Annotated in this window: 18 protein-coding genes and 1 tRNA gene; 8 read left to right on the top strand and 11 right to left on the bottom strand. The window is 70.5% G+C overall.

All coding sequences use genetic code 11. The features are described from left to right. Positions 1–112: 112 nt before the first annotated feature. Positions 113–1,306 carry an amino acid deaminase/aldolase gene (locus tag OHA68_RS22925; RefSeq protein ID WP_327102089.1) on the top strand — a complete coding sequence of 398 codons (1,194 nt, stop codon included), beginning with the start codon at positions 113–115 and terminating at the stop codon, positions 1,304–1,306. Positions 1,307–1,418: 112 nt separating this feature from the next. Here the strand turns inward: OHA68_RS22925 and OHA68_RS22920 are convergent, their stop codons facing one another. Next, positions 1,419–1,745, bottom strand: coding sequence for a DUF3618 domain-containing protein (locus OHA68_RS22920; protein WP_189138380.1), 327 nt, complete (start codon positions 1,743–1,745; stop codon positions 1,419–1,421). Positions 1,746–1,892: 147 nt separating this feature from the next. Between OHA68_RS22920 and bcp the strand changes: the two genes are divergently transcribed. After that, entirely contained in the window at positions 1,893–2,366 is a 474-nt protein-coding gene (gene bcp, locus OHA68_RS22915; RefSeq protein WP_327102088.1) for a thioredoxin-dependent thiol peroxidase, read from the top strand. A gap of 95 nt (positions 2,367–2,461) precedes the next feature. Next, a tRNA-Leu gene (locus tag OHA68_RS22910) sits at positions 2,462–2,544 on the top strand. 3 nt (positions 2,545–2,547) lie between these two features. Here the strand turns inward: OHA68_RS22910 and OHA68_RS22905 are convergent. The 3 genes from OHA68_RS22905 to OHA68_RS22895 form a co-directional block, all read right to left on the bottom strand. After that, on the bottom strand, positions 2,548–3,543 hold the full coding sequence (locus OHA68_RS22905; protein ID WP_327102087.1) for an HNH endonuclease: 996 nt from the start codon (positions 3,541–3,543) through the stop codon (positions 2,548–2,550). Between the two features lie 77 nt (positions 3,544–3,620). Then, the gene (locus tag OHA68_RS22900) at positions 3,621–4,544 is read right to left on the bottom strand and encodes a 2-hydroxyacid dehydrogenase (RefSeq protein ID WP_327102086.1); all 924 of its coding nucleotides are present in this window, start codon (positions 4,542–4,544) and stop codon (positions 3,621–3,623) included. 55 nt (positions 4,545–4,599) lie between these two features. Then, positions 4,600–5,025 carry a hypothetical protein gene (locus OHA68_RS22895; protein ID WP_327102085.1) on the bottom strand — a complete coding sequence of 142 codons (426 nt, stop codon included), beginning with the start codon at positions 5,023–5,025 and terminating at the stop codon, positions 4,600–4,602. A gap of 669 nt (positions 5,026–5,694) precedes the next feature. On the opposite strand from OHA68_RS22895, the gene OHA68_RS22890 reads away from it, so the two are divergent. The 4 genes from OHA68_RS22890 (at position 5,695) to OHA68_RS22875 (ending at position 10,880) form a co-directional block, all read left to right on the top strand. Then, the gene (locus OHA68_RS22890) at positions 5,695–6,861 is read left to right on the top strand and encodes a sensor histidine kinase (protein ID WP_456094109.1); all 1,167 of its coding nucleotides are present in this window, start codon (positions 5,695–5,697) and stop codon (positions 6,859–6,861) included. A 20-nt stretch (positions 6,862–6,881) separates the two neighbouring features. Beyond that, positions 6,882–7,532 (top strand): response regulator transcription factor, encoded by a 651-nt coding sequence (locus OHA68_RS22885; RefSeq protein ID WP_327102083.1) that lies wholly within the window; start codon positions 6,882–6,884, stop codon positions 7,530–7,532. Between the two features lie 104 nt (positions 7,533–7,636). Further along, positions 7,637–8,389, top strand: a complete 753-nt coding sequence (locus OHA68_RS22880; RefSeq protein ID WP_327102082.1) for an ABC transporter ATP-binding protein — start codon at positions 7,637–7,639, stop codon at positions 8,387–8,389. Position 8,390: 1 nt separating this feature from the next. Then, on the top strand, positions 8,391–10,880 hold the full coding sequence (locus OHA68_RS22875) for an ABC transporter permease (protein WP_327102081.1): 2,490 nt from the start codon (positions 8,391–8,393) through the stop codon (positions 10,878–10,880). Between the two features lie 351 nt (positions 10,881–11,231). On the opposite strand, the gene OHA68_RS22870 is transcribed toward OHA68_RS22875, so the two are convergent. Together OHA68_RS22870 and OHA68_RS22865 are read right to left on the bottom strand one after the other, a co-directional pair. Continuing rightward, entirely contained in the window at positions 11,232–11,501 is a 270-nt protein-coding gene (locus OHA68_RS22870) for a hypothetical protein (RefSeq protein ID WP_189138386.1), read from the bottom strand. Continuing rightward, entirely contained in the window at positions 11,498–12,040 is a 543-nt protein-coding gene (locus OHA68_RS22865; RefSeq protein WP_225276920.1) for a toxin glutamine deamidase domain-containing protein, read from the bottom strand. Before OHA68_RS22865 ends, OHA68_RS22870 begins: the two co-directional genes overlap by 4 nt. 2,601 nt (positions 12,041–14,641) lie before the next feature. On the opposite strand from OHA68_RS22865, the gene OHA68_RS22860 reads away from it, so the two are divergent. Then, entirely contained in the window at positions 14,642–14,854 is a 213-nt protein-coding gene (locus tag OHA68_RS22860) for a hypothetical protein (protein ID WP_327102080.1), read from the top strand. A 399-nt stretch (positions 14,855–15,253) separates the two neighbouring features. Here the strand turns inward: OHA68_RS22860 and OHA68_RS22855 are convergent, their stop codons facing one another. From OHA68_RS22855 to murI, 5 genes are read right to left on the bottom strand one after another with little or no spacing between them, the layout of a single operon-like run. Beyond that, the gene (locus OHA68_RS22855) at positions 15,254–17,032 is read right to left on the bottom strand and encodes a molybdopterin-dependent oxidoreductase (protein WP_327102079.1); all 1,779 of its coding nucleotides are present in this window, start codon (positions 17,030–17,032) and stop codon (positions 15,254–15,256) included. A 47-nt stretch (positions 17,033–17,079) separates the two neighbouring features. Next, positions 17,080–17,670 carry an RdgB/HAM1 family non-canonical purine NTP pyrophosphatase gene (gene rdgB, locus OHA68_RS22850; RefSeq protein WP_327102078.1) on the bottom strand — a complete coding sequence of 197 codons (591 nt, stop codon included), beginning with the start codon at positions 17,668–17,670 and terminating at the stop codon, positions 17,080–17,082. Further along, positions 17,667–18,386: a ribonuclease PH gene (gene rph / locus OHA68_RS22845; RefSeq protein ID WP_189138389.1), complete on the bottom strand. Its 720-nt coding sequence runs from the start codon at positions 18,384–18,386 to the stop codon at positions 17,667–17,669. The genes rdgB and rph overlap by 4 nt, the downstream gene beginning before the upstream one ends. A gap of 39 nt (positions 18,387–18,425) precedes the next feature. Next, positions 18,426–19,178 carry an MBL fold metallo-hydrolase gene (locus OHA68_RS22840; RefSeq protein WP_327102077.1) on the bottom strand — a complete coding sequence of 251 codons (753 nt, stop codon included), beginning with the start codon at positions 19,176–19,178 and terminating at the stop codon, positions 18,426–18,428. Then, the gene (gene murI, locus OHA68_RS22835; protein ID WP_327102076.1) at positions 19,132–19,998 is read right to left on the bottom strand and encodes a glutamate racemase; all 867 of its coding nucleotides are present in this window, start codon (positions 19,996–19,998) and stop codon (positions 19,132–19,134) included. Before murI ends, OHA68_RS22840 begins: the two co-directional genes overlap by 47 nt. Between the last annotated feature and the right edge of the window lie 56 nt (positions 19,999–20,054).

Genomic DNA, 20,054 nt, shown 5'->3' with positions numbered 1-20,054 from the left:
GGCGGCGACTCGACCGCCCCCTCGCCGCCCGTTTACTGGATCATTACGGGTCGCTTGATCAATATGAATGCTCCTCATATTCATCTGTCCGATATGTCGTTACGCTGCTCGCATGGACGACCGCCAGCGCTACGACAGGGCGACCGCGGCTCTCGAGCCGCCGTTCGCCATCCTCGATCTGGAGGCCTTTCACGCCAACGCCGCCGCCCTGGTACGACGTGCGGCCGGCAAGCCGATCCGGGTGGCCACCAAGTCGATCCGGTCGCGGCCCCTGCTGGAGCGCGTGCTGGCCCTGGACGGCTTCCAGGGGCTGATGGCCTTCACCCTGCCGGAGGCGCTCTGGCTGGCCGAGCGGGGGTTCGGCGACATCCTGGTGGCCTATCCGACGGCCGACCGCGAGGCCCTGGCCGCGCTGGCGGGCAACGCCGAGGCCGCCGGGCGGATCACGCTGACGGTGGACTCCACGGAGCAGCTGGCGTTCATGGAGCATGCCGTGGCCGAGGTCCATCCCCACCACGAAATCCGCCTATGTATCGACATCGACGCCGGATTTGTCGCCTTTGGTGGGAAATTTCGGGCGGGGGCGCTTCGGTCTCCCCTTCGCGACGCCGACCAGGCCGCCGCCCTGGCCGCCGACATCGCCAAACGCCCCGGGTATCGTCTCGTCGGACTCCTGGCCTACGAAGCGCAGATCGCCGGAGTCGGCGACGCCCCCCGCACCGGCGCCGCCCGCGCCCGCGTGATCAGGCTCATGCAGGCCCTGTCGGCCAGGGAGCTCATGGTGCGGCGCGGCCGCATCGTCAACGCCGTCCGCCAGGTCGCCGACCTCGAGTTCGTCAACGGCGGCGGCACCGGCTCCATCGAACGCACCGTACGCGAGAAGGCCGTCACCGAGGTCGCCGCCGGATCAGGACTCTTCCACCCGCGCCTGTTCGACTTCTACAGCCGCTTCACCGGCCGGCCCGCCGCCCTGTTCGCCCTGCCGGTGGTCCGCCGCCCCTCCCCCGGCGCGGTCACCGTCCTCGGCGGCGGCTACCTCGCCTCCGGAGCCGCGGGACCCAGCCGGCTCCCCCAGCCCTACCTGCCCGCCGGCCTGCGGTACGCGCCGGACGAGGGCGCGGGCGAGGTGCAGACCCCCCTGCTCGGCCGGACGGCCGAAGACCTCCGGATCGGCGACCGGGTCTGGTTCCGGCACGCCAAGGCGGGTGAGCTGTGCGAACGCTTCGACACCCTCCACCTCGTGGAGTCCGGCACCGTCACGGACTCCGTCCCCACCTACAGAGGCGAATCCAGAACCTTCCTCTGACGGCAGGCCCCGCCGCCACGGCGTACGCACCACGGCTCTGTCACGACTCACCACGGCTCTGTCACAACGGCGTCCAGCCATCTGGCTCCGCACCTGATGCGACGAACAGCTCTTAACGGCGGCGGCGGCGCCACAGCACGATGGCCGCGCCCACCACCAGCACGGCCCCCAGGCCGATCAGCACCGGCGCCAGGTTGGGCGGCTCCTCGTCCCACAGCCGCTCCGGGTCGTCGCCGAACTCCACCGGCCGTGACCTCATCCCCAGGGCGTCGCTCACCGAGGTCGCCAGAGTCCCGGCCCGGGACCGCACATCCGCCACCGTACGCTCGGCCACGCGCTTGGGGCTCACCCGGTCGGCGATGGCGTCCACCGTCTGCGCCAACTCAGCTCGCGTCCGCGCGATCCGCCGCTCCAGCTCGTCGGGATCGGTGTCAGCCATGACTCTCCTTTCGACCGCGCTGCTGGTCGTGCCCGCGCCGTCATGCGGGCACTGCCCGCTGTTGTCGTGATCAGTCTGTCAGGTCGGCACGCCGTACGGCACCGCAGGCGGCCAGGTAGGTTTTCCTGGAAGAACACTGGAGGACCTATGACCGACACCAAGCTGGCGCCCGGCGACGCCGCACCCGACTTCACCCTGCCCACCGCGGACGGCGGCGAGGTCTCCCTCGACTCCTACCGCGGCAAGCGGGTGATCCTCTATTTCTACCCCGCCGCGATGACCCCTGGTTGCACCAAGCAGGCCTGTGACTTCCGTGACAACCTCGGTCAGCTCACCGCCGAAGGCTTCGTCGTCCTCGGCGTGTCGAAGGACAAGCCGGCCAAGCTCGCCAAGTTCGCCGAACACGACGCGCTGACCTTTCCGCTGCTGTCGGACCCCGAGCTGGCAATTCACCAGGCATACGGCGCGTACGGCACCAAAAAGCTCTACGGCAAGGAAGTCGTGGGCGTCATCCGCAGCACCTTCGTCATCGACGCCGACGGCAAGATCGAGCAGGCCCTCTACAACGTGAAGGCCACCGGACACGTGGCCGGCCTGAAGAAGAAGCTCGGCCTGGCCTGATCCCCGGCTGCGGGCCCGCCCGCCGGGCCCGCAATACTGGTAGCGCCGCACAATCGGAGCGCTAAACTATTTGAGGCCCCCTCGGCGGGGACTACGCGGGCGTGGCGAAATGGCATACGCGGCAGGTTTAGGTCCTGTTGGTGGAGACACTGTGGGGGTTCGAGTCCCCCCGCCCGCACATCTACCGAGTCGAGGCGCGACGGTTCCGCCCGGCGTATGTCGGGGTCTGCGAATGGCAGTTCGGGCACAACAACCTCAGGTTCTCCGGCCGGTTATCGAGTGGGTCGCCATTGATATGGTCCACGTGCAGTGTCAGTGGCGCGTCCTGCCACGTCTCTCCGACCCGGCACTTCACACAGATCGCAGGGATCCCGAGGCGGCCGAGAAGGCGGCGAAGCAGGGCTCCCCGCGTGCGGCCGAATCCGGGAGGACGCCGCACCAGGAGTTTCGCCGGATCACTCTGAGGGCTTGTCATCAGGGAGCTCGTGAGCTCGCGCCCGAAATGGGAGGTGTCGATCTCACAGCGCGCGACACAACGGAGCACGCGCCTGCGATTCGTCTCGTTGACGGGCAATCTGAGGCGACGCATCGTGTCCGCCACCGAGCATGACGCGGCGACGGCGGCCCTGACAGCCTCCGGATCCAGGTGGATCCGCTGGAAACCAGCCGGTTCCGCGATGCCGTGAACGCGCAGCTGGTGGCGTACGTCCTCGCGAACCCTCCCGCACTCGGTCAAGCCGAGTCGGCGCAGGATGTCACGCATGCTCTTGGCGCCGGACGCGGCCTCTTCGAGAACGGCGCGTTCGAACAGCTCGCCGCGGACGTGCTGATTTTCTGGCTCGTGCGAGAAGTGCGACGTGTCGATGCCCTCGGCCTTGATGCGTCTGCTGATGTGCGAATGCGCGCCGCCGCTCCGCCGTATCTTCAGGTGATCGAGAACACCATTGACACTTGTCGACGCGGCCACCGCCGCCGACAGGAGATCCGAGGTGTACTTTATTCGGGAGGTGCGCCGGAAATGAGCCGTGTCGAGACCCAGCTCATCTATTTTTCGCCGCATTCCGGCGCGGCGGCCACCCGAGTTGTTGATTCCCAGCAATGACAGGACTTCCACCGTCGAGCGCGCCCGCCGCACGCATCGGGCCAGCTCCTCGGGGGTGATATCGCCGTACGACATAGCGAGCACCCTAGGGAACGCGACCGACATCTCCCGGCGGCGGGATTCGGCGCGGATCCTTAAGGGTGGAAAAATAGTTAAATAACTAGATTGGCCGGTTGCTCGCCTCTGGCGAACTGGCCGATCTGGGTGGCCGCCACCTTCCAGGCGCGCTCGTCGGCCTCGGGGACGTTGCCCGCCACGTGCGGGGTGATCAGGACGCCCGGTGTGTGCCACAGCGGGTGCTCCGCGGGCAGGGGCTCGGGGTCGGTGACGTCGAGGATGGCACGCAGGCGGCCCGACCGGGTCTCGGCGAGCAGGGCCTCGGTGTCGACGACGCCGCCGCGGGCCGCGTTGACGAGGATGGCGCCGTCTCGCATCCTGCTCAGGAAGTCCTGGCCGGCCAGGCGGCGGGTGTCGTCGGTCAGCGGGAGCATGAGGGCCACCACGTCGTGGGCGGGCAGCAGGCGCGGGAGGTCGTCCATGGCGTGAATGCCGTGGCGGGCGCGGCGGGCGACCATGGTGATCTCGACGCCGAAGGGCTCCAGGCGGGTGCGAAGCTGGGTGCCGAGGTCGCCGGCGCCGAGGATGAGGATCTTCTTGCCGAACAGGGTCTCGGTCGAGCGTGGCTGCCAGCGGGCTTCCGCCTGGTTGGTCACGTACGTCGGGAGGCCGCGGTAGACGGCGAGGAGGGTGGCGACCGTCCACTCCGCCACCGCGACGCCGTGCGCGCCCCGGGCGCTGGAGAGGGCGACCTGGCCGGGCAGGCGTCCGGTCAGCTGTTCGGTGCCCGCGCTGAGAGTCTGGACCAGGCGAAGGGAGGGGAGCTCCCGTACCAGGGCGAGTACGCGGTCCAGGGGGCGCGAGGGGACGACCATGACTTCGGCGCCCGAGGCTTCCGCGGGCAGCGGAGCCGTGACGTCGTAGAGGACGGGACGGACGCCGGGCACGGCGGACAGGGCGGCGAGCCCGCGCTTCTGCGGCACAAGAGCCACGATGTCGCCGTTATGCGTCTCTGGCATGCGATCCCCTGGTTTCGACTGCTGGCGTCACGTTCGTTCGCCTTGCGGGGAAACCTTAGCCCGTGCGGGTGGGGAGCGGGCTGGGGAGGGTCGGGACCGGGCTGGGGAGGGTGGGCGCCGGCCTGGGAGGACTGATCGACGAGCCGTCGCTGGGGAAGGGCATCGGGTACGGCGCCGGTTGGCGGCAGTAGATGCCGCCGGGGACGGGGCGGCAGTCCGGGTAGCGGGGGGCGCGGTAGTCGGGCTGGAGACGGCCGTGGTGACGTTCCATGCCCGGCCGTTCCCAGTCGCCGTAGGAGGCGCGGGAGGTGATGCCACCGATCAGGAGTACGGCGGTGCCGCCGATCAGGCAGCCGAGGATGAGGCCGATCAGGCCGGCGCCGATGATCTGGGTCGGCTTCTGGCGTGCGAAGTCCCGCCAGGAACCAGCCTCCGGCGGCCGCGTCCCCGCCCACCCGGGTCCCGTGGAACCACCCGGCACAGGACCACCCGGCCCACCCGCCGCATGCCCACCCGGCACAGGACCACCCGGCCCACCCGCCGCATGCCCACCGGGCGGGAACCCACCGGTTCCATGCCCGGCCGCCGTGGAACCACCCATCGCATGGCCACTCACCGTAGGCCCACCCGACGCCCCACCGCCCTGCGTGGGACCACTCGCCGTAGAATTACCCGGCGCCGCGTCACCCTGTGTTGCACCGCTCGCCGCCGCACCTCCCGGCGTGGTGCCACTCGCCGTAGGCCCGCCCGGTGCGGCGTCACCCTGTGGCGAACCGCTCGCCGCGCCACCACTCGCCGCGTGGCTGATCACCGTTGGTTCATCCGCCGGGTCGCCGCCCGGCGTGGGGCGGTCCGTGCCAGTGGGGAAGACGTCGTGGGCCGGGTCGGGTGAGATCTGTGTGTCGTCGAACGCGGCCTGCGGCGCCTGCGCGGCACCCTCTTCGTGAATCGGGTCGCGCGGCGTCTCGCCGCGCGACCCGTCATCACGATCATGATCCGCCATCACGATCTCCCTTTACTCGCCCCGAAGAGCGCACCCAGGTACAAGATTGGCCTACCACCCGTAAGACCCGCGTAAGACCTGGGTCGTACGCCAAAAATCAGCCTCAGGGCCGATCAGCATCCGCCCATCTCTACGTATCGTGATGGTGTGTTCGGCAGGGTACGCGCGTGGTCCACGCGCCATAGGAAGCTGATGGACGCCCTGCGGGGAGTCCCTCTGGCTCTGCTGTGCCTGTTGCCGCTGGTGGCATACATGAGCGCGTCGCCGACGGGCCGTCCGCCGCTCAACGTGCCAGTCTATCTGGGTCTCAGCCTGGCGTTGCTGCTGCCGTTGCTGTCGCGGCGGAGTCCGCCGGCCGTGTTCGCGGTGGTCTCGCTGATCAGCTTCGGTCAGTGGCTGGCGGAGGCTCAGGTGCTGCCCGCCAATGCAGCGGTGCTGGTGGCGCTGTGGTCGGTGGCCTACCGTGCCTCGTTCCGCTGGGCGCTGGCCGCCATGCTGGTGGGCGAGCTGGGGGTGTTCCTGGCCCTGGTGCAGTGGGACACGCCCACGCCCGGCATGTTCTTCAGTGGTTCGATCTTCGTGGTGACGGTCTGGCTGACCGGCCTCTACGCCAACACGCGCAGGCGCTATCTGGAGAGTCTGGAGGAGCGGGCGCGGCGCGCCGAGTTCGAGCGCGACCAGCAGGCCAGGATGGCGGCCGCCGCCGAGCGCGCCAGGATCGCCAGGGAGCTGCATGACGTGGTGGCGCACAATGTCAGCGTGATGGTGGTGCAGGCCGACGGCGCCGGCTACGCCATCGACGGCGACCCCGAGCAGGCGCGGCTGGCCGTACGCACCATCTCCAAGACCGGGCGTGAGGCGCTCGCCGAGATGCGCCGGCTGGTCGGGGTGCTGCGGGAGGGCGAGAGCACCGACTACACCCCGCAACCGGGACTCGCGCAGTTGGCGGAGTTGGTGCGGGGCGCGGGCGTGCCGGCAGGGCTTGAGGTCGTGGGCACGCCGGCCGAGTTGCCCGAGGGCAAGCAGCTCGCCGTCTACCGGATCGTCCAGGAGGCGCTGACGAACGCGCTCAAGCACGGCGGCCCGGGGGTGCGGGCGCTGGTCGAGCTCCGCTACTCCATGTTCGAGCTGGTCGTGCGGGTGACCGACGACGGGCGCGGCGCCGCTGCGGCGCCGGCGTCCGGCGGGCACGGGCTGGTCGGGATGCGGGAGAGAGTCACCATGTACGGCGGAGCGGTCACGGCCGGGCCGCTGGCCGGCGGCGGGTTCGAGGTGCTGGCGAGACTGCCGGTGCCCGAGGCCAGGGCCGCCTGAGAGCCAGGGAGGAGCGGCCGGTGATACGCGTGATGCTCGTCGATGACCAGGAGTTGCTGCGGGCCGGGTTCAGGATGGTGCTGGGCGCCCAACCCGACATCGAGGTGGTGGCCGAGGCGGGGGACGGGCTGCAGGCGATCGAGGTGCTGAAGGACGTCGAGGTGGACGTGGTCCTCATGGACGTGCGGATGCCGGGGATGGACGGCGTGGAGGCGACCAGGCACATCACCGGGCCGAAGGTGCTGATCCTGACCACGTTCGACCTGGACGAGTACGCCTTCGCCTCGATCAAGGCGGGGGCCTCCGCGTTCCTGCTCAAGGACGTGCCGCCCGCCGAGCTGGTGAGCGCCATCCGGTCGGTGCACGCCGGTGACGCCGTGGTGGCGCCGACCACGCTGAAGCGGATGCTCGACAGGTTCGCCACCTACCTGCCGTCGGAGGCGCCGGCCTCGACCGCGGAGCTGACGCCGCGGGAGCGGGAGGTGCTGCTCATGGTGGCGCGGGGCCGCTCCAATCTGGAGATCGCGGCCGAGCTGGCGGTGGCGGAGGCGACGGTGAAGACGCATCTGGGCCGGGTGCTGGCCAAGCTGAGGGTCAGGGACCGGGCACAGGTGGTGGTGTTCGCCTACGAGGCGGGGCTGATCGTGCCGTCGCATCGGCCGAACGGCTGACATGGGTCAGCTGACGGCCTACTCAAAGTCCCTCCTCAAGGCCCATAAGTCCCGAAATTTCCGGCCATAGCGTGAGTCGCGTTCAAGGACGACAAGGAGCGAACGTGACTCTCACCGAAACCTGGCGACAGGCCCCTCCCGCCGTGCTGGCCGAGGCCCTGACCAAGGTGTACGGCCACGGCGACGCGCAGGTGCACGCCCTGCGCGAGGTGGACGTGGCCTTCGCCACCGGCGCCTTCACCGCGATCATGGGCCCTTCCGGCTCGGGCAAGTCGACGCTGATGCACTGCCTGGCCGGACTCGACACCGCCACCTCCGGCACGGTGCACATCGGTGACGTGGAGCTGACCGGGCTCGGCGACAAGCAGCTCACCCTGCTGCGCCGTGAGCGGATCGGCTTCATCTTCCAGGCGTTCAACCTGCTGCACACGCTGACCGCCGAGCAGAACATCCGCCTGCCGCTGGAGATCGCGGCTCGCCAGGCCGACCAGGTGCTGTTCGACCGGGTGATCGACACCGTCGGGCTGCGTGACCGGCTGGCCCACCGGCCCGCCGAGCTGTCCGGTGGCCAGCAGCAGCGCGTGGCCGTGGCCAGGGCGCTGATCAGCAAGCCGCAGGTGATCTTCGCCGACGAGCCGACCGGCAACCTCGACTCGCGCAGCGGCGCGGAGGTGCTGTCGTTCCTGCGCACGTCGGTGCGGGAGCTGGGCCAGACCATCGTCATGGTCACGCACGACCCGATGGCCGCGTCCTACGCCGACCGGGTGGTGTTCCTGCGAGACGGCGCGCTGGTCACCGACATCACCTCGCCCTCGCCGCAGTCCGTGCTCGACACGCTGATGAAGCTGGAGGCCTGAGGTGCTGAAGACGGCCTGGGCCGGGCTGCGCGCGCACAAGCTGCGCCTGCTGCTCACTTCACTGGCGATCGTGCTGGGGGTGGCGTTCATCGCGGGCACGTTCGTGCTGAACGACACCATCCAGGCAGGGTTCGGCCAGCGCGTCACGGCCGACGCCGAGAAGGTGGCGGTGGCCGTACTCCCTGGTGGGTCTGACAAGACGATCGCGCGGGAGACACTGGAACGGGTGCGCGGCGTCGCGGGGGTGCGGGAGGCGCAGGGGCTGCTGCGCGGGAGCGCGCCGCTGCTGGGCAAGGACGGCAAGACGGCCGGCGACATGCCGACCACGGCCGTCTCGATCGTGCCGGGAGCGCTGGACCGCACCACGATCCTCACCGGCACCGGCCCCGGATCCGACGACCAGGCGGCCGTGCTCGACAAGAACACCGCCAAGGCCCAGGGGTTCCGGCTCGGCGACACGATCACGGTGCTGGACGCCAAGCAGCGCAAGCACACCTTCAGGCTCGTCGGCACGCTCGATCCCGGACTGGATCAACAGCTGTCCTACACCGGCGTGGTGGGGTTCACCATGGCGACGGCGCAGCGGATGACCGGCGCGACGGGGTTCCGGGAGATCGACGTCGCGGGGGCCGATCCGGCGCGGCTGAAGGCGGCCGTCGCGGCCACCGTCGGCGGCGCGCACGTGGTCAAGACCGGCACGGAGCTCGCTGCCGACCTGGCTGAGCAGGCCGGGCTCGAAATGGAGACGCTCACCATCGGCCTGCTGATGTTCGGGCTGGTGGCGATGCTGGTGGCCACGCTGGTCATCTACAACACCTTCAACATTCTCGTCGCGCAGCGCACCAGGGAGATGGCGTTGCTGCGGTGCATCGGCGCCACGCGCGGCCAGGTGTTCGGCTCGGTCCTGATCGAGTCGGCGGTGGTCGGGCTGGTCGCCTCGGTGCTCGGCCTGGCCGCCGGCTCCGGCCTGAGCGTGCTCACGCTGGCGGTGCTCGCCGCGTTCGACGCGCCGCTGCCGACCGGCGCGACGGTCACGCTCACGCCCGCCACGATCGCGATCGGCCTGGTGCTCGGCCTCGTGGTCACCGTGGGGGCGGCGGTGCTGCCGGCCCGCACGGCCACTCGGGTCGCGCCGATCGCCGCGCTGCGCACGCAGGTCGAGGAGCAGACGTTCCGGACCGGGGCGCTGCGCGTCGTCCTCGCCTCGCTGTTCCTGCTCGCGGGGCTCGGTGCGGCCGGCGTCGGCGCGCTGGTGCTGCCTCCCGGACAAGATGCCACGTTGCTGGTGGTGATGGCGGGCGGCGCGCTGGCCTTCCTCGGGGTGCTGATCCTCGGACCGGTGCTGGTCAGGCCGTTGAGCGCGCTGATCGGCTGGATCCCGGCGAAGCTGTTCGGGGTGCCGGGCCGGCTGGCCGTGGACAACTCCGGGCGCAACCCCAAGCGGGCCGCGACCACGACGGTGGCGCTGACCATCGGCGTGACGCTCATGACGCTGATCTCGGTGGTCACGGCGTCCACCCGGGCGACGGTGACGATCAAGCTCGACGAGCAGTTCCCGATCGACTACCAGCTCGTCACCCAGGAGCGGGACGCCGGCATTCCCCGGGTGATCGGCGAGGAGCTGCACGGCAAGCCGGAGCTGGCGGCGGTGCTGCGGATCCGCGACACCCGGGCGGCGGTCGGTGACGTCAGGACCCAGGTCGGCACGTACAACGGGCCGATCGAGCCGAAGGTCACGGCGGGCTCCGCGCGAGGCTTCGGGGCCGGCCAGGCGATCCTCGCCGAACACGCGGCCACGGACCTCGGCGTCAAGGTCGGCGACACGGTGTCCGTCCGGACCGAGAAGGCCGGGACGGTCCCGCTCACGGTGGTGGCCCTCGTCGACGAGGAGTCGCCGCTGCCGTCGCTCACGATGGCCGAGCCGCAGTTCGAGGCGGCCTTCGGCGAGGTCGACGACAGCCGGGTGCTGCTGAACATCGACGAGGGGGTGTCGCCCGAGCGGGCGCGCGCCGTGGTAGACGCGGCGACCGCCGCGTATCCGACGGTCCAGGTGCAGAGCTCGACCGAGGTGCGCGGGCAGTTCGATGAGACGCTCGACATGCTGTTAATGATCATTGCGGGCCTGCTCGGGCTGGCCATTCTGATCTCCCTGCTCGGCATCGCGAACACCCTGTCCTTGTCGGTGTACGAACGGACCAGGGAATCGGCGTTGCTCCGGGCGCTCGGGCTGACGAAGCCGCAGTTGCGGCGGATGCTGTCGGTCGAGGCACTGGTGCTCGGGCTGATCGGGGCGCTGGTCGGGGTGGTGCTCGGGGTGTCGTTCGGGTGGGCGGCCTCGCGGGCGTTGCTGGACGGAGCGGTCTTTTCAGTGTCCGCCGGGCAGATCGGGGTGTTCGTGGTGCTCTCGGGCGTGGCCGGGGTGCTGGCCGCGATCCTGCCCTCCCGGCGGGCCGCCCGGGCGTCGATCGTGGGCTCGCTGGCCGCCGGGTGAGATTGGCCGGCACCATTTCGGTCGATTCCGGATTTATGGCGATGAATCCGGATAGAGAGGGATGTGTCGCCACAGGGCTCTAAGCCCTGCGGCACTCGCCAAGGCCGGGCGTCCACGGGGGCAACGCCCGGCCTGCACGATTCCCAGCACCCTCCCGGCCTGGGCGACAAGCCAGGGCAAGACGCCTGGGCGAGACACCTGGACGAGACGCCTGGACGAGACGCCTGGGCGAAAGGCCCGGGCGAGACGCCTGGACGAAACACCTGGGCGAAAGGCCCGGGCGAGAATGGCCGGGCGGAGGGCCTGGCGACGGGCGTCGATCCAGCGGGCTGGGCCGTACAGCGGTCTCGGTCAGCGGGGGCGGTGGCCGGGCCATAGTTCGGCCACCGTTTCGGGGTCCAGCAGGGGGCGGGCCGCGACCTCGCCCGTGCTGCCGTCGATCACGATGCAGCCGCCCCCCACCGCGTCCGGCAGGCGCACCGGGTCGTCGGGCTCCAGGTCGCGAACCCAGGCGACATATCCCTCATCGAACCCATAAATCCCCACCGAGTACGTCGCGTCCGCCGGCCGTACACCGTTGAAGTATTCCTCCGCCAGTGCCCTGGCCTGGTCCAGGTTCATCGCGGCTGCCCCTGCCTGTCGAGAATGACACAGAACACCCCGGTCACCGTGGTGTAGGGCGGTTCGACCGCCATGTGACCGCGTTGTGCGTCTATCCAGATCACCTCGCCATGGGAGTTGACGGCGTTCCACGCGTGCGTCCCGCCGCCGGGCCAGCGCACCACGATGACCGCGCTGGCCCCGTGCCCCGCCTCCCGCAGCCGCCGCGCCACCATCGGGTACGCGTGCCGTCCCTGGCCCGCGTGCTGGAAGCGCTGCCCCACCCAGCGTTCCATCCGCGCCGCGCTCCCGGCCTCCCCGGTGAGCAGCGGCCTGCCGATCTTGTCGTACTCGGGCATCCTCGGCGCGGACGCCGCCGGCTCGCCATGCCAGGTGGACAGCACGGCCAGCGCGCAGTCGGCGGCGTTCGAGGCCCTGAACGGATCGTCCGTCGGCCCACCACCATTGATCAGCCGCACCCACGTACCGCGCGGATCAGGGAACCTGGCCCCCGGCGTAACAGCCGCCGCCAGGTCCCGCTCCACCTGCGGGTCCGGCACAACCAGCCCACCCGGCACACTGTACGGCCTGCTGTCGGCAAGCTTGGGCGGGCGATGCGGCCAGTCGAACCAGTCGTAGTCAGCGGTGCCACTCCTTCTCCCCCGACCTCCCAGGACCGCTGCACCACCCCCGCCCAACCCACTCACGACCCGGCACCCAGCGTCAGCCTGCACCCCCAAGGAGGACAAGGAGTCCGGGGAGGCCCCGGGGTCCCGACGGCCACCGCCGGAGACGTCGGCCGTCCCAGCGCCCTGGGCGGAAGGTCGCATCACCGTCCCCGGCACGTCATCCAGAGCAGGCGCATGACGACCCGACGAACCGACCGCCCCCTCGGCCGTCCCAGTGCCCTGGGCGGAAGGTCGCATCACCGACCCCGGCACGTCATCCAGAGCAGGCGCATGACGAGCCGACGAACCGACCGCCCCCTCGGCCATCCCGCCCAACCCGCCGGCCGACCGCTCCGCCATCCCGGCCAACCCGCCGGCGGCCCCAGCCATCGTCCCGCCCGACCCGCCGGCCGCCCCAGCCGACGACCGTCCGTCGGCAGACGTACCGGCTCGGCCGGCCCCGAACCCTCGAACTGACGCGTCGCCCCGAGCGGGTACACCGCCCCAACCGGGATCACCGTCCTGAGCGAGCGACCCAGCCTGAGCAGACGGACCCTCTGGGGCCGATGGGCCGAGCGAAGAGGGACTGCTGGCCCGAGCAGAGGAGCCCCCCTGATCAGACGAGCCGCCCTGAGAGGTGTTTCCAGCCTGGGCGGCCGGACCACCTCGATCGGACGAACCCCCTTGAGGCAAGTTGGCAATCTGAGCAGACCAACTGCATTGAGGAGCGTTTGCACCCTGAGCGGACCAGTTGCCCTGAGGAGCGTTACCGGCCGGACCCGACCAATTGCCCTGAAGGGAGTTGCCATCCGGACCCGACGAGGCGCCCTGAGAGGTGTTGCCAGCCGAAACCGGGGAGCTGCCCTGAGAGGTGTTGCCAGCCAGCCCCGACGAGTTGCCTTGAAGGGTGTTGCCAGCCGGAGCCGGGGAGGCTAGTTGCGCATATCCACCCCTGGCGAAGGCTCGGGTATGCGCAGCGGCGTTACTCCCCAGAAGGTTCCGCTGGTTATCGACACTCCCCAGTACGGCAGCGCCTCTGTGAACATCGCTTCCGGTAGTGGGAGCATCGCCGAAGCTTGGAGCGACGCTTTGAGTCGGAGCTCCGGCCTGACGAGGAGCGCCGGGTGTCGAGCCCGTCGCGGCGTCGGGCGCTGCCGTCATGTCGCCGAACGGCGAATGCCCTGGCGTCCTGGCCTCCCCCGACATTTCCCCCGATGTGGTGCTCTCACGGAACATGTCGCCCGACGTTGCGGTTTTATGCGAACTGTCCGTGTGTGGGTATTCGCGGGCTGAGCCATGCGTCGGAGGTACGGCCTCGGCTGGCCAAGATCCGTTCGCGGTCACGACTTGCTCCGGGACCCCACAGTCTTGGTGACTCGTGTGCCGCTGCGGGAGCCCGGACTTCTGCGGGCCCCCATGGTCCTGTGCCAACCCGGACTCCTGCGGGCTCCCGGACCGCTGCGGCCTTGCGAAGTCCTGCCCGGACCCGAACCCCTGCGGGCTCAAGTACTCCCGCCCGGACCCGGACTCCTGCAAGTACTCCTGCGGGCTCCCAGACCGCCGAGATCTTGCGGAGTCCTGCCCGGACCCGAACCCCTGCGGGCTCAAGTACTCCCGCCCGGACCCGGACTCCTGCAAGTACTCCTGCGGGCTCCCAGACCGCCGAGATCTTGCGGAGTCCTGCCCGGACCCGGACTCCTGCAAGTACTCCTGCGGGCTCCCAGACCGCCGAGGCCTTGCAGAGTCCTGCGCAGACCCGGATCCCTGCGGTCTTGGGTGCTCCTGCGGGCTCGCGTACTGCTGCGCGGACCCGAGCCCCTGCGGTGTTGGGTACTCCTGCGCGGACCCAGGCTCTTGCTGTCTTGTGTATTCCTGCGGGCTCGCAGACTCCTGCGACCTTATGTACTGCTGTGCGGACCCCGATGGGGGCATTGTGTGCTGCTGAGAACTGCCGTTCTGGGGAGCATTGTCGCGCTGTTGAGCGTCGGCGGAATCCTGGGATGCGCTCGGGATGGGCCATGGGGGCAGGCACGCGGGCATGGCCGACGGCTTAGCGGTCTGCTGCGCGGCAGGCGATGATGCGGGATCCCCCGATGGCCGGACTGGGTCAGGTGTTGCCTGATCGCGAGCCCCCGAACCCCGGGACCCGGCCGTATCCGGAATCGTGGGATACGAGGTCGAACCATGGCCCGCTTGTCCTAGCGGTGAGGGGTCCGGTCCGGCGCCGTTGCGGTCATGGCCGTGGAGCAGTTGACCGTCAGGAAGGCGGCCATCGAGGAACGAGCCGCCTGGAAGGCGGTCGTCCTGGGGTCGCGAGTCGGGGGCCTGACCGCTCGGGGCCAGGCCGCCTCGCCATTGCCCTGCCGACTCCGGCTTATACGGTCCCTGTTCTGGGCTCTGCTCGCCCCGGTCCGCCGACCCTGGCCCGCCGGGGACTTGCCTCCCGGCGGCTTGCCCTCCCGGTGCTTGCCCTTGTGGGGCGTGCCTACCTGAGTGCTGGGCGTTGGCGCGCTGGCCGTACGGCTGGTCGCCGTTGAAAGCCTGGGCGTTGGCGCGCTGGCCGTACGGCTGCTCGCTGTTGAAAGCCTGGGCGTTGGCGCGCTGGCCGTACGGCTGCTCGCCGTTGAAAGCCTCGGTGTTGGGGCGCTGGCCGCCGTTCGGCTGGTCGCCGTTGGAGGACTGGGCGTTGGCGCGGTGGCGGTTTGATGGCGGGTCGGTTTGGGGGTGGTCGCGTGGTCGGGGACCGCCCAAGCCGTGCTGGGCGGTCGGTGGGTTCGGGCGGATGGATGGGGTCAGACCGGTACGGATGGAGTCGGTCGGACCAGTATGGGTCGAGCCGGTGGGTGTGGAGTCGGGTGGGTCGGGGGCCGCGGCGTGCTCGTAGTCGAGCCATCTGACCCCGTCAGCGACCACGGGGTTGTACTGCCCCTCGGGAAGGACCCACCGGACGCTGGACTTTCGGTCGCGAAACACGTCCTGCCTCCTGTCATACTCGACGACCGATCGTAGGGGCGGCCACCACGAGGAAGAGGCGGAGTCAGGAAGATTTTCGGCCAGTACTGACGCCCGTACCAGCACAAACGCGGAGAACGGCGGGCAAGGACGTCAGGAGACGTGCACGGTGACGGTGTGCCAGCCAGTCGCGCCGTCCGGGGCGACCGACGTCTGTTCCGCCGGCTGGGTGCGGCCGGCCGCGTCCGTGGCGCGTACCTCGATGGTGTGGTCGCCTGGCGTGGCGTCCCAGTCGAGCGCCCACTGCCGCCAGGTGTCCGGCCCCGGCACCTGGGCCAGCTTCGCCTGCCGCCACTCGCCCCGGTCGACGCGGACCTCGACGGCGGACAGGCCGGTGTGCTGGGCCCAGGCGACGCCGGCGATCGTGGTGCGGCCGGCGGTCACCTTGGCTCCAGGCTTGGGCAGGTCGATGCGGGACTGGGTCTTGATGGGGCCTTTGGCGGCCCAGCCGCGCGGCGTCCAGTAGGCCTCGTCGGCGTCGAACCTGGTGACCTTGATGTCCACGACCCACTTGGTCGCCGAGACGTATCCGTACAGGCCGGGCACCACCTGGCGCACGGGGAAGCCGTGGTCGACGGGGAGCGGTTCGCCGTTCATCGCCATGGCGAACAGGGCGTCGCGGCCGTCCATGACGACGTCCAGCGGGGTGCCGCAGGTGAAGCCGTCGTCGGAGGTGGACAGGAGCATGTCGGCGTCGGACCGGACACCGACCTCGCGCAGCACGTCGGCCATGCGGACACCGAGCCAGCGGGCGTTGCCCACGTACGGTCCGCCGACCTCGTTGGAGACGCAGGCGAGGGTGACGTCGGCCTCGGTGAGGGGACGCTTGAGCAGGTCGTCGTACGTGATCTCGATGGGTCGGTCCACCAGGCCGTGGATGCGCAGCGTCCAGGTCCGCGGGTCCACCTGGGGCACGATGAGCGCGGTGTCGACCCGGTAGAACTCCGAATTTTTCGTGACAAAGGATGACAAGCCGTTGAGCTTGAAGTCCACGCCGGGCGGCAGCGCGGGCAGCGGGCGGGCAGCCGCGGGCAGTGCCACACCGACCCTGGCAGCGTCCACGGCCTGCCGCCCGGCGAGCGCCCGGCCCAGCACCGTCGTGGCCCCCGCGACCACGACGCCACCGGCGAGCCCGGTGATCAGCCGCCGCCTGTCGAACACGTACAGCTCCCGGCCCGCCCGCATGACCGCCGGCCGCTCAGGCTCATCCCGCTCGGTGAACGCGGCGGCCCCGGCCCCCTCAGCGGGCGCGCCGGACTCGGCTCGCTCGGCGGACTCGGCTCGCTCAGCGGACTCCGCCCGTTCGGCACTCTCGGCCGACACGGCGGGTGCGGCCCGCTCGGCGGGCGCGGTGCGCTCGCCCCCCTCGGTGGACGCGGCGCGCGACGCCGACGCCCCGGCACGCGCACGCGACGGCAAGGCCACCGCCCCGGCGCCGGCTCGCCTCATCAGCCAGATGAGCGCCCAGGCCCCCACCCCGACTCCGACCACGGTGGGCAGCACGTCGGCCACCTGCGCGTCGGGCCTGGTCAGTACGGCCAGCACCCCCAGCACCGCGAACCCGGCCAACCCCACCAGCCCGTACCAGATCCTGCGCCTGGACAGCACCCCGATGACGGCGGCGGCGAGCGCGAGCAGCACGATGACGCCACCGACGAGGACGGTCTTGTCGTTCTCCCCGAAGGCCCGGATGGCGAAGTCCTTCAGCGGCGCGGGCGAGAGGTCCACCACCGCGTCGCCCACGGCCAGGACAGGGAAGGCCGCGGGCCTCACCAGCCCCGCCACCAACTGCGCCACACCGAGGGCGACGCCCCCGGTGACGATTCCCGCCAGCGCGCCCGCCCAGGCGGGGACGTTCTCATTGCTCTGCACAATGCTGACGCTACGCCGCCCCGGGCGCGGGTGTTCTTACGCGTTGGTTACGAAGAAAGCAGCTCACGCACGATCGGCGCCAGGGCGTTGAAGGCGCGGCCGCGGTGGCTGATGGCGTCCTTCTCCTGCGGCGACAGCTCCGCCGTGGTGCGGCTGTCACCGTCGGGCACGAAGATCGGGTCGTAGCCGAACCCGTTGACGCCCCGCGGCGTGGAGATCAGGTGTCCGGGCAGCGCGCCTTCGACCACCCGGAACTCGCCGGACGGCAGCGCCAGCGCGGCGGCGCAGGCGAAGTGCGCGGTCAGCTTGTCGGCGGGCACGTCGGACACCTGGGCGAGCAGCAGGTCCAGGTTGGCCTGGTCGTCGCCGTGCCGCCCGGACCAGCGGGCGGAGAACACGCCCGGCATGCCGCCCAGCACGTCCACGCAGAGCCCCGAATCGTCGGCCACCGCCGGCAGCCCCGACTGCTGAGCCACCGCGTGCGCCTTGAGCAGAGCGTTTTCCTCGAAGGTGACGCCGGTCTCGGCGACGTCGCCGATCTCGGGAAACTCCTCCAGCCCGACGATGTCGAAGCCGCTCAGGATACGGCGCAGCTCCGCGATCTTGCCGGGATTGCGGGTGGCGAGCACGATCCTCATGCGCCCAGCGCTTCCTGCTGGATGAGCGTCAGCTCCTCGCATCCCGCCACGGCGAGGTCGAGGAGCTGGTTGAGGACCGCGCGGTCGAACGGCGTGCCCTCGGCGGTGCCCTGCACCTCGACGAAGCTGCCGTCGCCGGTCATGACCACGTTCATGTCGGTCTCGGCCGCCACGTCCTCGACATAGCAGAGGTCGAGCATCGGCACCGCGCCGACCACGCCCACGGAGACCGCGGCCACCGAGCCGATGAGCGGGTCGCCGGGGCACATCTTGCGCTCGCGCATCCACGCGACGGCGTCGGCGAGCGCGACGTAGGCGCCGGTGATGGCGGCGGTACGGGTGCCGCCGTCGGCCTGCAGGACGTCGCAGTCGAGCACGATGGAGTTCTCGCCGAGCGCCTTGTAGTCGACGCAGGCGCGCAGCGAGCGGCCGATCAGCCGGGAGATCTCGTGCGTGCGGCCGCCGATCTTGCCGCGCACGGACTCGCGGTCGTTGCGCGTGTTGGTGGCGCGCGGCAGCATGGCGTACTCGGCCGTCACCCAGCCCTGGCCGCTGCCCCTGCGCCAGCGCGGCACGCTGTCCTGGACGGAGGCGGCGCAGAGCACCCGGGTGCCACCGAATTCCACCAACACCGAGCCTTCGGCATGCGCGAGCCACTGCCGGGTGATGGTGATGGGGCGAAGCTGGTCGGCGTTGCGGCCATCCTGTCGTGACATGCGCATCACCCTATCTCCGTGATCCGACTGTCCGGCCCGTCAGGTCAGCTCGTAGACCGCGCCGCTGTACGCCAGCTCGACCGGCCCGTCGAAGCCGCCTCGGCAGGCGTCCGCCATGACGGTGGCCGGGTCGTTCCAGGGGACGAGGTGGGTCAGCACGAGCCGTCCCGCGCCTGCCTGGGCGGCGTGTTCGGCGGCCTGGCGGCCGGACAGGTGCAGGTTGACGGGCAGGTCGGGCTTGTCGACCAGGGACGCCTCGCACAGCAGCATGTCGACGTCCGCCGCCAGTTTGACCAGGTCGTTGGACTCGCCGGTGTCACCCGAGTAGGCGACGCTGCGGCCCGCGTGCTCGACGCGGAAGCCGTACGCCTCGACGGGGTGGTTGACCAAGGCGGCGGTCACCGTGAACGGGCCGACCTCGAAGGTGCCCGGCGCCAGCCCGGTGAAGGCGAAGGCGGTCTCCAGGCCGGGCTCCTCCGGCATGCCGTACGCCGCGGCCAGCCGCCTCGGGGCGTCCGCCGGCGCGTACACGGGCACGCGGGGGTAGGGCGCGGCGGGGCCGTAGGTGCGGGCGACGTGATAGGCGCACAGGTCGAGACAGTGATCGGCGTGCAGGTGGGTCAGGCAGATCGCGTCGATGTCGTAGAGGCCGATGTGGCGCTGCAACACTCCCAGCGACCCGCTGCCGAAGTCGAGCAGCAGCCTGAAGCCCTCGGCCTCCACGAGGTAGCAGGACGCGGGGCTCTCAGGCCCGGGGAAGCTCCCCGAGCAGCCGATGATGGTCACCTTCATAAGGGCCTCCCTTGTAGGTGGTATCCCCCACTGGTGCGACTTCGACCGCATCGATCTCCGGGCCCAGGAAGCGGCGCCCGAGCCGGGCGAAGAGCAGGGAGTCGCCGGTGGCGCGGAAGCGGTGCCGGGGGGTGGCGTCGCCTCCGACCGCCAGGTCGCGGTCATGCAGAATGCGGTAGACGTCCTTGGCCGTCTCGTCGGCGCTGGACACCAGCGTCACCCCGTCGCCGGCGACATAGGAGATGGCGCCGGTGAGCAGGGGATAGTGGGTGCAGCCGAGGATGAGCGTGTCGCAGCCGGCGGCCTGGATGGGCTCCAGGTAGCGGCGTACGACCTCGATCAGCTCCTCGCTGGCCGTCTCGCCCCGCTCGACGTACTCCACCAGGCGTGGGGCGGCCACGCCGGTGAGGAGCACGTCCGGTGCCGCGGTGAAGGCGTCGTGGTAGGCCATCGACTCGATCGTGGCCTGGGTGGCGATCACACCGACCCTGCCGGTGCGGGTGGCCCGCACGGCCCGCCGGGTGGCGGGCTGGATCACCTCGACGACGGGCACGTCGTAGCGTTCGCGGGCGTCACGCAGCACGGCGGCACTGGCGCTGTTGCACGCGATCACGAGCATCTTGACGTCGTGCTCGACGAGGTGGTCCATCACTTCCAGCGCGTAGGCGCGCACTTCGGCGATGCGCCTGGGCCCGTATGGCTGACGAGCCGTGTCGGCGACGTAGGTGATGGACTCGTGGGGCAGCTGATCGATGATCGCTCGTGCGACCGTCAGGCCGCCCACCCCACTGTCGAAGATCCCGATGCTCGCTTCAGGCACCCTTCAGAGGGTAGGCGACCTGCGCCGTCTTCACTGCGTAAGAATGCTCACACCGC

Origin of the sequence: Nonomuraea glycinis (genome assembly GCF_035920485.1) — a bacterium.
GTDB lineage: Bacteria > Actinomycetota > Actinomycetes > Streptosporangiales > Streptosporangiaceae > Nonomuraea > Nonomuraea glycinis.
The sequence above is the reverse complement of the archived record's forward strand: the minus strand, read 5'-3'. Positions and strand labels throughout refer to the sequence as shown.

Coding starts and splice junctions, on each gene's coding strand:
- OHA68_RS22925 (WP_327102089.1), top strand. CDS start 113: ATGGACGACCGCCAGCGCTACGACAGGGCGACCGCGGCTCTCGAGCCG.
- OHA68_RS22920 (WP_189138380.1), bottom strand. CDS start 1,745: ATGGCTGACACCGATCCCGACGAGCTGGAGCGGCGGATCGCGCGGACG.
- bcp (WP_327102088.1), top strand. CDS start 1,893: ATGACCGACACCAAGCTGGCGCCCGGCGACGCCGCACCCGACTTCACC.
- OHA68_RS22905 (WP_327102087.1), bottom strand. CDS start 3,543: ATGTCGTACGGCGATATCACCCCCGAGGAGCTGGCCCGATGCGTGCGG.
- OHA68_RS22900 (WP_327102086.1), bottom strand. CDS start 4,544: ATGCCAGAGACGCATAACGGCGACATCGTGGCTCTTGTGCCGCAGAAG.
- OHA68_RS22870 (WP_189138386.1), bottom strand. CDS start 11,501: ATGAACCTGGACCAGGCCAGGGCACTGGCGGAGGAATACTTCAACGGT.
- rdgB (WP_327102078.1), bottom strand. CDS start 17,670: ATGAGGATCGTGCTCGCCACCCGCAATCCCGGCAAGATCGCGGAGCTG.
- rph (WP_189138389.1), bottom strand. CDS start 18,386: ATGTCACGACAGGATGGCCGCAACGCCGACCAGCTTCGCCCCATCACC.
- OHA68_RS22840 (WP_327102077.1), bottom strand. CDS start 19,178: ATGAAGGTGACCATCATCGGCTGCTCGGGGAGCTTCCCCGGGCCTGAG.